At 43.7% G+C, this 10785-nt stretch carries 9 protein-coding genes; 2 read left to right on the top strand and 7 right to left on the bottom strand.

Annotated elements, in window-relative coordinates:
- Positions 1–5: 5 nt before the first annotated feature.
- The 5 genes from AC2CZC_RS06005 to AC2CZC_RS05985 form a co-directional block, all read right to left on the bottom strand.
- Positions 6–614, bottom strand: coding sequence for a heme acquisition protein HasA (locus AC2CZC_RS06005; RefSeq protein WP_484584171.1), 609 nt, complete (start codon positions 612–614; stop codon positions 6–8).
- A 129-nt stretch (positions 615–743) separates the two neighbouring features.
- Positions 744–2762: a hypothetical protein gene (locus AC2CZC_RS06000; protein ID WP_484584170.1), complete on the bottom strand. Its 2019-nt coding sequence runs from the start codon at positions 2760–2762 to the stop codon at positions 744–746.
- A 21-nt stretch (positions 2763–2783) separates the two neighbouring features.
- Positions 2784–5291 (bottom strand): TonB-dependent receptor, encoded by a 2508-nt coding sequence (locus tag AC2CZC_RS05995; RefSeq protein WP_484584169.1) that lies wholly within the window; start codon positions 5289–5291, stop codon positions 2784–2786.
- Between the two features lie 111 nt (positions 5292–5402).
- Positions 5403–6368, bottom strand: a complete 966-nt coding sequence (locus AC2CZC_RS05990) for a FecR family protein (RefSeq protein ID WP_484584168.1) — start codon at positions 6366–6368, stop codon at positions 5403–5405.
- Between the two features lie 7 nt (positions 6369–6375).
- The gene (locus AC2CZC_RS05985) at positions 6376–6888 is read right to left on the bottom strand and encodes a sigma-70 family RNA polymerase sigma factor (RefSeq protein WP_484584167.1); all 513 of its coding nucleotides are present in this window, start codon (positions 6886–6888) and stop codon (positions 6376–6378) included.
- 632 nt (positions 6889–7520) lie between these two features.
- On the opposite strand from AC2CZC_RS05985, the gene AC2CZC_RS05980 reads away from it, so the two are divergent.
- A complete protein-coding gene (locus tag AC2CZC_RS05980) occupies positions 7521–7805 on the top strand; it encodes a helix-turn-helix transcriptional regulator (protein WP_484584166.1) in 285 nt (94 codons plus the stop codon).
- Between the two features lie 152 nt (positions 7806–7957).
- Here AC2CZC_RS05980 and AC2CZC_RS05975 read toward each other — a convergent pair whose 3' ends face one another.
- Together AC2CZC_RS05975 and AC2CZC_RS05970 are read right to left on the bottom strand one after the other, a co-directional pair.
- Complete coding sequence (locus tag AC2CZC_RS05975; protein WP_484584165.1) at positions 7958–8440, bottom strand: YbaN family protein; 483 nt, start codon at positions 8438–8440, stop codon at positions 7958–7960.
- Complete coding sequence (locus AC2CZC_RS05970; protein WP_484584164.1) at positions 8430–9035, bottom strand: biliverdin-producing heme oxygenase; 606 nt, start codon at positions 9033–9035, stop codon at positions 8430–8432. The genes AC2CZC_RS05975 and AC2CZC_RS05970 overlap by 11 nt, the downstream gene beginning before the upstream one ends.
- A 308-nt stretch (positions 9036–9343) precedes the next feature.
- On the opposite strand from AC2CZC_RS05970, the gene AC2CZC_RS05965 reads away from it, so the two are divergent.
- Positions 9344–10531: a cellulase family glycosylhydrolase gene (locus AC2CZC_RS05965; protein WP_063363349.1), complete on the top strand. Its 1188-nt coding sequence runs from the start codon at positions 9344–9346 to the stop codon at positions 10529–10531.
- The last annotated feature ends 254 nt before the right edge of the window (positions 10532–10785 follow it).

The following is a 10785-nucleotide window of genomic DNA, read 5'->3' as shown; positions in this document are numbered from 1 at the left end:
GGAGGTTAAGCGACTAGGTCAAAGTCAGCTAGGCTTGAAACACCAACTGTATCGTTTGTTGTCAGATCGATACCGTTTTGAGTTAGCACGTTCATGAAGTAGCCGAAGTCAGAGTCTTTCATGCCATCAACAATGTTGTGGGTTGTGTTAGTCCCTTCATGGCGACCAATGACACCGCCATTTGCATCAAAGCCAGCGTTAAGATTGATTGTATCTAAGCCGTCGAAGCTCACTAGATCTTCTGTGAAGCTGTACTCACCGTTTGCACCTTGTGTTAGACCGCGGCCGAATGAAATTGATGCAATTTCACCATACATAGTGTGCGAAGGACCTGCGAAGAAGGTGTAATCGATGTAAGAGCCATCAGCTGCTTGAATAATGAAGCCTAGGTTGTCTGCACCTACTTGACCTTCTTGCGCGTATTGAGTACCAGAGAAAGTACCGAATAGACCCCAGAAACCAAGATCAACAGTAGGGTTAGGGTTCTCAGCACCCGCGAAGCTGCCAATGTTCTCGTTGTAGTTTGTATTTGTGAAGAACTCTGAAGCATGGCCAAAGAATGAATCTAGGCCTGAGAAAGAGTAGCTAGCACTGTATGTTACTTGTATAGACATGGTAAATCCTTAATTTTTGATTATTTAATAATATTGACCTAAAGGTCGTTAGGAGAAATATCAGCTGCGCGCCATGCTGATATTTCTGTTGTTTTCAGCACGGGTTTCCCCGTGCAATTTGAAATTGGTTTACTTGGTTTTTTTATAAAAACGACGGCCCATTACCAATGCACCGAGTGCCAATATCCAGCCACCAAATGAACCACTGCTGCCTTTGTCTTCTTCAGGCTCTGGCGCTGGCTCAGGGGTTGGTTCCGGATCTGTGCTTGTATCTGGCTCAGGTGCTGGATCAGGCGTTGGTTCCGGCTCTGGCGTTGGTTCAGGTGTCGGCTCTGGTTTTATACCTATTCCCGGTTCTGGCTCCGGTTCTGGCTCCGGTTCTGGCTCCGGTTCTGGATCAGGAATCGGTGTTGGCTCTGGTTCTGGCTCTGGTTCAGGCTCAGGTTCTGGCTCTGGTTCTGGCTCTGGTTCTGGCTCTGGTTCTGGCTCTGGCTCTGGTTCTGGCTCTGGCTCTGGCTCTGGTTCTGGCTCTGGCTCTGGCTCTGGCTCTGGCTCTGGTTCAGCGCCAACGAGTAATTCAAGCGATCGGGTGTAGATCTTTTGATCGGTATCTTTACAGGTCAAAACATAAGACTTTTCACCTTCTGTATCGGGCGTGATCGATTCCTGACCACTGGCTTCTTTTGCGCCTTCCCAGTCACCACTCGCTGTACAGTCGCTGATATTGATCGACTGCCAGCTTAACTCAAGGCTTTCGCCCAGAGTGAGTTCTTCGGTTTCTGTGCTAAAGCTTAAAGTGTGTTGGTTGACTGTAAATTCAAAGATGCCGCCAGCTTCCGTGCTATTGTCACCATTGGTTGCACCATATAATGTGTGCTTTTCGTCCGCGAGTGCGCCAGATGTGAGGCCGACAGGTCGAATAGATGCTTGCTCATCAAAGGATTGAATAATTTCAAAGTCATCTTTTTCTCTGTTGACGTCTGTTGCATCCGCGCTCACGTTAATGCGGTACAATACGCCAGCGCCTTGCTCATCACCACCACTTGCTCTGGTTGTACCATAAATATTGCCATCCGCCGCAGCGACAAGTGGACCTGCAGGAATATGACCATCTTGCGCAGCGTCTATACCGTTATCTTGCTCACCAAATGTATGGATGACAGTAAAGCTATTTTCTGTGTTTTTATGAATGCGCCATAGCGTCTTAGCTGACGTACCGTATAACCACTCTCCTTGTTCAACGACTGAATGGGTTGCCAGAGAATGATCGTCAATTAAACCATGTAGATTGTTTGAAAAAGAGTTAAGCACCATGACTTCTGTACTACCGTCAGTGGCGACGTTAGCTAAATCGATTTTAAATAAGGTACCACTCGCGAAATCGTCCCCATCTAGTCCTGCATTGTCGCCGGCACCTGCCGAGTTTGCATTTTTATGCGCAAGTCCATAAATTGCGTTGTCATCAGCACTGAAGATAAGTGCCGCTGGTGATTGGCCTTTGGTATAAATAAAAGAGTCGCCCGCGGCTTCTTTGTATTCATCGCGACCAAAGTCGACTATTACAGCCAGCTCGCCATCATGGCTTAAGCGCACAAGCGCGAAAAAGTCATCGTTTCGCTGAGAAGCTGCGAAGTAGACATTATCCTGTGCATCAACAGTCAGTAGGCCGCTGATATCGAAGCTACCGCCATTGAGTTCAGTCAGGTCAATGCCATCAAACGCATCTTGCATGCCGTCTTCTTCTGTCCACTTAAAGAGACTAGATTTCGCGCCGCCAAAAGCAACGCCTTGGCTATTAATGACGACATTCGTGGTAAATGCACCAATGTCATTATTTACTGTGTTGATTTGCGTGTTGAAGTCAGTGAGCTTGCCTTCAGTCAACTCGGGCGTAAAAGAGTAAATACCAGATTGTGCTAATGTTGCAAAATCACTGCCAGCACCAGACATCATGGTGCCAATTAGCTTGCCGCTTTGTGGGTGTAATGTGGGAGGCTTAGCTGGTAGCATGCCTTTTTCTCCGCCAAACATGATAGTCTGGACAGTCCCAAATACATGTAACTGTTGCAGGTTGATTTCAGCGGCACTCGCTAAGTTTGCGCTCATTAAAGCGCTACTGATGAGTGCCAGCTTAAAAGCTTTTTGCATGATTTTTACCCTTGTCTTTAATTAGAATTTTATGTTGATTCGTCCGATCACACTGCGTCCTGGTGCGATCCAATATGAGGTGCCATTAGCTTCTGCGTAATTGAGGTCTTTTAAGTTATCGATAGATAAACGCAGTTGGAGGCGCGGTGAATACTGATAATCCAGCCATAGGTCATATATTTCCCAATCCACAACATCCTCATAAGCGGTGCCTCCACGGCCATCGTTATCTTCCACTCGGATACGTGTACCAAACTTCAATTTGTCATTGAGGAGTTTTACGCCCAGTGTTAAAGCACCACTGTGTTTAGCGGGCTGTATATAAAGCAGGCCGCCTGATTTTGTTTTTCCTAGGTTTGTTTCTGGGAAGCCAACCTGGCTGCCTAATGGGAATGGGTCATAGTCTCCTTGTCCCGGGTCAAAGTTCATCTTGGTATAGTTAAGTTCGGCAAAGACAAAGTTGGACTCATAATCTGCTTGCAGCTCAATGCCTTCAAAGCGCACCTCATCAAACAAGTTGACATAGCTGCGTATACCACTTTTATCTGCTACTGAGGTGGGGCTCATGACAGTGCCCTGAACAATAAAGTTATCAACGGTATTATCGAACCAGCCTGCTTTGATAAATAGGTCGTGCGCATCCGCCAGTTGGCTGAACTCGAAATTGACGCCCACTTCATTATTGTGGGATTTCTCTGCTTTTAAGCCTGGGCTTGGGTAAAATGGGAAGCTATTACCCACATGCATACCAAATAGCAATGTTTCTGTGATTGCAGGATGCCTCACCCCTTTTGACGAACTTATATATGCTTGTATTTCGTCCGTGAAACGATAGGCAAAACGCAGATTAGGCGAGACATATTCGTCATGGCGTGCCACTTCAAAGTTAGTGAAAACAAGCGTTCTAGCTGGGCGGACGCCCGGCGGATTGAGGATGGAGCCTGAGTTGATCTCGCCTTTTCCCTCAATAGAGAAGTGTTCGTACCGAGCACCGGCTTCGATTGAGATATGCTCACCATACTGCCATTCTGCTTGGGTAAAAATACTGGTAACAGCACGTTCACCGCCCGGCGTTGCGCCAGTAAACCAAGTTGGGTCGCCAGAACCTGGTGTTTGCTGAATGGCTTGAGGTTGCGTCCAATCTCTAAAATACTCGGTGCCTGTGTTAAGCATGAGCAGTGAGTCTGTTTCTGGTAGCCAACTGTGATCAAGGCTAAAGAATGCAAGGTTTTCGATGACCATACCAACAGTGTTGGTTTCGAACTCTAGTTCAAATTCACCGTAAGGGTTGGCTGTGTCACCCGATTCAAATTGGTGCTGACGCATTTTTGTACGGTTATAGTAAATGCTGGCATTTAAATCTAGATAGTCAGCATTTGGGTTCCAGACATAATCTAGTTTAATGGTGTCATTATTCAGTTTGCTGGTGGCGCTTGGTTTATTGTCAGGGTTTGATTGATCTGTGGTTGAGCCTTCTTCAAAGTTGGCGTAAAAGCCAATATAGCTTAGCTTCACCGCTTGCTGATCGTTAATTTTATAACTGGCTTTAAGTAGCGAAGACCATTGATCTTGCTCTGTAAATGCACTTAATGCGTCGAAGTATTCACTTTTACCTGCGTTACCACCACTTTGTCCAGGCTCAAATCTGCCGACGTTTTTTCTGCCAACGGCAGCAACCAGCTCTAAATCGTTTCCCACGCGCACAGCTGAGGCTAACAGCCCTTGCATGTGGTAAGCATTACTGCCTGTGGCGAGTGATAGCTTAGTGCCGTGGTCTTGGCCTTCTAAAGCAAGATCATCAAATTCAAGCGTTTTAAAATTAACAACACCACCGATGGCGCCTGCGCCACCCACATCACCAACAGGGCCTTTGGCAATATCAACACTGGATAATAATTGTGGGTCTAAATAGACTGTGCCATTTGCTCCGTGACCACTGCGTTGAAAGTTTTGTCTGGCGCCGTCTATCATAACGTTCACACGGCCAAAATCTTGTATGCCTCTGACATTGACAGCGACACCGGGTTCTTGTCTCGATTGTGAAGTCGCAACACCAGGTACATTGTAAAAAATATCAGAGGCATCACGTGGTGCCACACGAGTCAGTTGTTGCTGGCCCAGCTTAGTATCAGAAGATGCTGATTGGTAAATTTCAGTGTGGGCATTGTTGCTGGCATATATGTCTAATGTATCAAGCAATACGGCCTGATCTGCGGCTATCGCACGAATTACATAGCTGCCATTTGCGGTTTTTTCGGCATACAAGCCGGTGCCCGTAAGTAGCTGTTCAAATCCATCACTCAGCACAAATTCGCCCTTGAGCCCCGAAGTTTGTGCACTGCCAATTTGATTAGGATCGAATTGCAATAATACACCTGTTTGCAGTGCTAGCGTGTTGAGTGCTTCCGCCAAACTCCCTTTGGGAATATTTATTTGGTGCGCCTGCTGTGCCAAAGCTGCCGTGGGTAGAGCAAGTCCAGTACATAACAAAGCGGTCAAAATTGAGCGAGGAGTCCTATCGCCTATCATAAATGGTTCTCATTTTTATTTAGAGCTACATATAGGACGGGGCAGTCAAAAAAAACAGTACCCAAAAACTAAAAAAAATCAGATTATTTTTTAGTTTTTGGGTAAGTTTAATTATTTCAATGAGATAACGTGAAGGTAATTGGCAATTGAATGATGCTGGATTGCTGGATCTGAGGCGAGCATTTTCATTGCCAACTCAATATTGTTGGTTGGGTAAACCCCAGACACACGAATGTGATTAAGCTCAGCATGCTGGTACATCAGCACCCCAGGGTAGTGTGTTTCAAGCGCTTCTAATAAAGCGGAAAGGCTAATATCATTGGCGACTAACCTATGGTTTAACCACGCCAATCTAACACTAGGGTTGGTATCGTAAGGTCCAATTAGTTGCCCACTAGCCACTTCCATTGCCTCGCCTTGTTGGCCAATCACACAGCTGTTTTGTTTAAAGTAGCAAAGCTTTACTTTTGATTCGGTGACAACCACATAAGTGTCTTGCTTACGCGCTTTAACTGAAAAACGAGTGCCTAACGCCGTTGCGCTGGTGTTTTGTGTTTGTACCACTAAAGGCCATGCAGGGTTGGTGGTGGCATCAATGTGTATTTCACCTGTGTACAGATGAATCAAGCGCTTTTCGTCGTTAAACTCGATGTCTATTTGCGTTTGCGCGTTGAGCGTCACGCTACTGCCATCTTGGAGCTGGATGGTGTGAGTTTGCCCCTTCAGGGTGTAATGATCTGCGGTTATACCGCTCAACCCCAAGTGGTTGAGCAGCAAGCCAAATCCTGAAAACAACGCGATACTGAAAAAGGCTTTTACTGTGCCATGAGATTTTGGCTTATCTTTTTCTAATACGTTATTTAAAACACGTGTGTTTAAGCCTTTATCGTCAGGTGCTTCAAATTCACTCCACAGTGCGGTTAGTTCATCATACGCTTTTTGATTATCAGGATGTAAATTTAACCATTGGTGAAAAGCTTGAATATCTTCATCGGCAGGTGCATCAGAATGCAAGAGCGCACACCACTGGGCTGCTTGCTTAAGTTTATGTTGATAACTATTGTTTTTTGCCGACATCAGAATTTTAAACTTGCTGGTCCATTAATTGACTGTGGCAATGCAACAGCGTTTGCGCAATATACTTTTGTACCATGCTTTCCGAGACATTGAGCGCACTCGCAATCTCTTTATATTTCATACCATCCAACCGTGCCATTAAAAAAGCACGTCTTGGTTTATCAGCTAACCCCTCAAGTAATCGAGATAATGCTTCTAGTCTTTGCATGGTTTCTAATACCGCTTCACAGGAAGGGGCTTGCTCTGTTTGTAGCTCAGCTTGAGCTTCAATGTAAGCTTGTTCAATACGTCTACGGCGCGCTTTGTCTATAATGAGGCGGTTTGCAATCGTCGCCAAATACGCTCGAGGTTCTTTGACTTCAAGTAGATCAGTAGATGATGTCAGGGCCCTAATAAAGGTATCCTGAGATAAGTCCTGTGCATCATGAGGAGAATGCAATTTGAGTTTGTTTTGTAAAAATCTTACTAACCAAAATTGGTTCTCACGAATAAACAGATCCATGCCAGCGGAATTTGACACCGTTGTTCCTTTCTATAGTGCGTAAATGTAAATAATTATCATTAACGGTATCACTAATAAAGTATTGGAGCAAGCTTCTTGTTCATAAGATAAAAATTAGGTAATGACAGTGTTTGGTAAAATCAAGCCTTATCGTGTTATTTATATGGCCAATAAATTAGTTGACGCATCGAGTATCATCTATTTTTTGTAAAATGTATTAGTTTGTCTTTAATATTGTCGAACGTGTGTAGATATACCGATAAATAGAGTGGAAAAGCAGTGCTATGATCTTATGTGGGAGCCATCATCATTTTATAAAAAGCATCTTTTAAATTGGTTTGGAATGATGCTTTTACTGAGTGTCGAAGCTGGTCTTTAGTCTTGTTTTTAGGAAACTATTGTTTTTTATTAAGTATTAATTATTTAATTTTTTTCAATACTTGGTGGTTTTGCAAGCAAAACATCAATGTGAGTACATGTGCACAGGTTGAGTAGTTTCAGCTAATGCCTGTATATCAAGTGGTAAAAATGAGTGTAATGGCGTGTTTTATCGTTCGGAGATTTTTCCGCACGGTCGAAATTATAGTTAGGCTCAGGTAAGGGTTAATAGATTAATTAAAAATATAAAGTAGTGTTTGACGAGGAAGTCGATGAAAAACAACATAGTAACAAGAAAAGTTAAAATAAATAGCCTGATGGAAGAGGTGCAATGCAATTTACGTCGCGTGCGTAAGAAGAATCAGCTTACGCAAAGTCAGCTGGGTGCAAAATTGAATGTTGACCAAGCAACGATCAGTAATTTTGAAACCGGCAGAACAGTGATGACGATGGCGCAGTTGTATGAAATGTATCTGATCTTTGGTGATGATTTTAACTGCCCTTATATTAATTACACCGGACAGGATAGCCAAATAACCGGCTCAATGGTGAGGTAGTGCGCCTGTCCAAATTGGTATAGAACACATGATTGGATTAGACCAGTTAGTATTTTTTGCAGCGGTTATAGTCCAATCGCGCCACTTTCAGCCATGCTTGTGATGTGAATTCATCAGGACGGGTTTACTTAAATGTATGCTCTGTTATTAAGTTAAATGATATGCAGTGTTGCCCAATAAAAAAAAGTAGGAAATGAGGCTATCAGCAGCAGTTGATTGATGCGCTTTTCTCTTGCGGTATTAGCCGCTGAGTTAATGCAACTTGCCTTGGCAAAAAGGTAATTGCAAATAAACGCAAACAATAGAAATAGCGCAACTTGTAACCACCCGAATGAAAATATAAAGCCAGAGATAAGCAAGCTTAGGCCCATGCCTGTGGCAGCAAAGTATTTTGCTGGCTTTGGCACAATTTTATGTCGTTGCCAGTTACTTAATATATGGCCGAACTTGGGGTGGGTTAAAAGCCAATGCTCCAGTCGAGCAGATGATTTTGAAAAACACCAAAGCGCAATGATCAAAAAAACCGTGGTTGGCATGATAGGTAAAATTGCGCCAATCAATGCGAGTCCAAGTGAAATAATGCCACCGAGTAGGTAGGCATATTTCACTAAGTTGTGATGTATGTTACGCGACATGGGCATTTTCTGATTGCCCATAACTTAGTTCTACCAGCTCATTGGCAAATTTAAACGCGGCTTGCGCGCCTTCAAGCATGGCATGTTCTTGCGATTCGCTCAGTGGCGCATCTTCAATACCTTGCATAAATTGACGCCAGTTGGAGCCTCGGTTTGAACCCGCTAAAAACCGAGCTCCAAACTCGCTGTGTAAGCCGAGCTTTTCCGCTTCTTTGGCTAATATGGCAGCACCAAGCTTTGAGCCTTCAATCACGTATAGCCAACCTAAACTCTCGAATAGAGATGCATCAAGTTGAGAAAGTGTTGTTAAAGGTTGAGGCTGTGTCATACCTAAATCTTGAAAGTCATGTGCCAGTTGCTCGCACCGATCTCTGTCTTGCAGGTCTGGGATCATTTGGGCAATCTGCGGGTTGCTATATAGCACAGTAACGTAATTCATTAAATAATACTGATAGCGCAAAAACAGGCCGTAATTTGCTTTGTTTTCGAATGGTGATTGCGCCATGATTTTTTTATCTAGTTGGTCATGGACACTGGATGTGGATGCCCTCAGTTTGCTCATTCTTGGGTAGTTAGCAGATCGTAAGTTACTCATTTTCTTTCAATTGAATTCATCATATAAATAAGAACGCATGAGTCGTTGAAACCCATAAAGAGATGTATAAAAAAATTGTAACTATATGATTTTTATGACCTAGCTATTTAATAGATAATTGGGAAGACAAGTCAAAACGGCTGTGAAAACTTAGGAATGAGTTTTATGTATTACGGCGATTTTCAGCACATTTCAATCAAATTTCAATACTTTACGATCAATTTATCGAAAAATAATAGCCATTTAGTTTGGTAACCTCTATATCTCAATCAGGAACAACAATGTAAACAACATGTAAAGGTTGAAATATGAAAAAACAGTATTTGAGCGCTATCTCGTTAGCTGTTGGATTGATATCCAGTCAGGCTTATGCTGCTGATTGCAGCGCCGTAAATACCTACCCAGATTGGCCGCAAAAGAACTGGCAAGGGCAACCAAGCCACGCCAATACCGGAGATAAACTGGTTCACAATAATACGCTTTATCAAGCTAAGTGGTGGACCAGCTCGGAGCCCGGTACGGGGTCCGCGTGGCAATATGTGGGTCGCTGTGACACTGGCGTCCATATTACGCCGGTTGAAAAGTATGGCCGCTTGCAAGTGTGTGGCACGGGCTTGTGTAGTGAAGCTAATCAGCGTATTCAATTGCGTGGCATGAGTAGCCATGGGTTACAGTGGCATGGTTTGGGTAAATGTTTGACTGACAAAAGCTTAGATGTGCTGAGCTATGATTGGCAAGCCGATGTGTTGCGATTGAGTTTATATGTGCAAGAAGGCGGCTATGAAACAGATCCGGTTGGTTTTACCAATCAAATGCATACGCTTATTGAGATGGCGAGTGCGCGCGGGCTTTATGTCTTAGTGGATTGGCATCAACTCGACCCAGGTGACCCTAATTATAATGTTGAAGCCGCCAAAACATTTTTCACTGAGATAGTGACAAAACACAAGCATCGCAATAACCTCATCTATGATATTGCCAACGAGCCCAATGGCGTGCCTTGGTCTGCGGTGCGTCACTACGCCGAGCAAGTGATCCCTGTGATCCGTAATATCCAGCCTAATGCTTTAATTATGGTTGGTACACATGGTTGGTCAACGTTTGGGGCTTCCATGTCAGATGGCGATTTACAGGATGTAATCGATGATCCAGTGCCGTTTGATAACATCATGTATACCTTCCACTTTTATGCTGCCGCACACACGGATTATCACCGTAATATGCTGGATAGAGCGTCAGATATTTTCCCAGTGTTTGTCAGTGAGTTTGGTACACAGCATTACACAGGGGGTGGTGCAAATGACTTTGTGAGTTCACAGAAATACATTGATTTGATGGCGAGAAAAAAGATCAGTTGGACAAACTGGAATTACTCAGACGACCCACTCAGTGGTGCGGCGTTTAAGGTAGGGAGTTGTGCGTCGCAAAATTTTGCTGATTCGGAGCTTAAAGAAGCCGGTGCATGGATCAAAGCAAAAATATTAGAAGGGCGCTAGTTATTCTTCAAGCAGATTTAGCTGTGGTAAAAGAGTGCAATCGCGCTCTTTTACCACTGTTTTTTTGGTCACTGTTCAATACGGTAAGGTCTACGGATATCTCATTCATATTATTGCTATATATGCACTTTTATACCTTTTATCGGTATTTTTGGCGTTTCATAATTAATTTATTTATTTTCATTTAGATACGCTTGAGAAATAAATAATTTTGCAATTGAGTGAGCTGTACTATAGTTTACTTCGTAAAAAAA

The sequence above is a fragment of the Pseudoalteromonas sp. MMG033 genome (assembly GCF_057197785.1).
The sequence above is the reverse complement of the archived record's forward strand: the minus strand, read 5'-3'. Positions and strand labels throughout refer to the sequence as shown.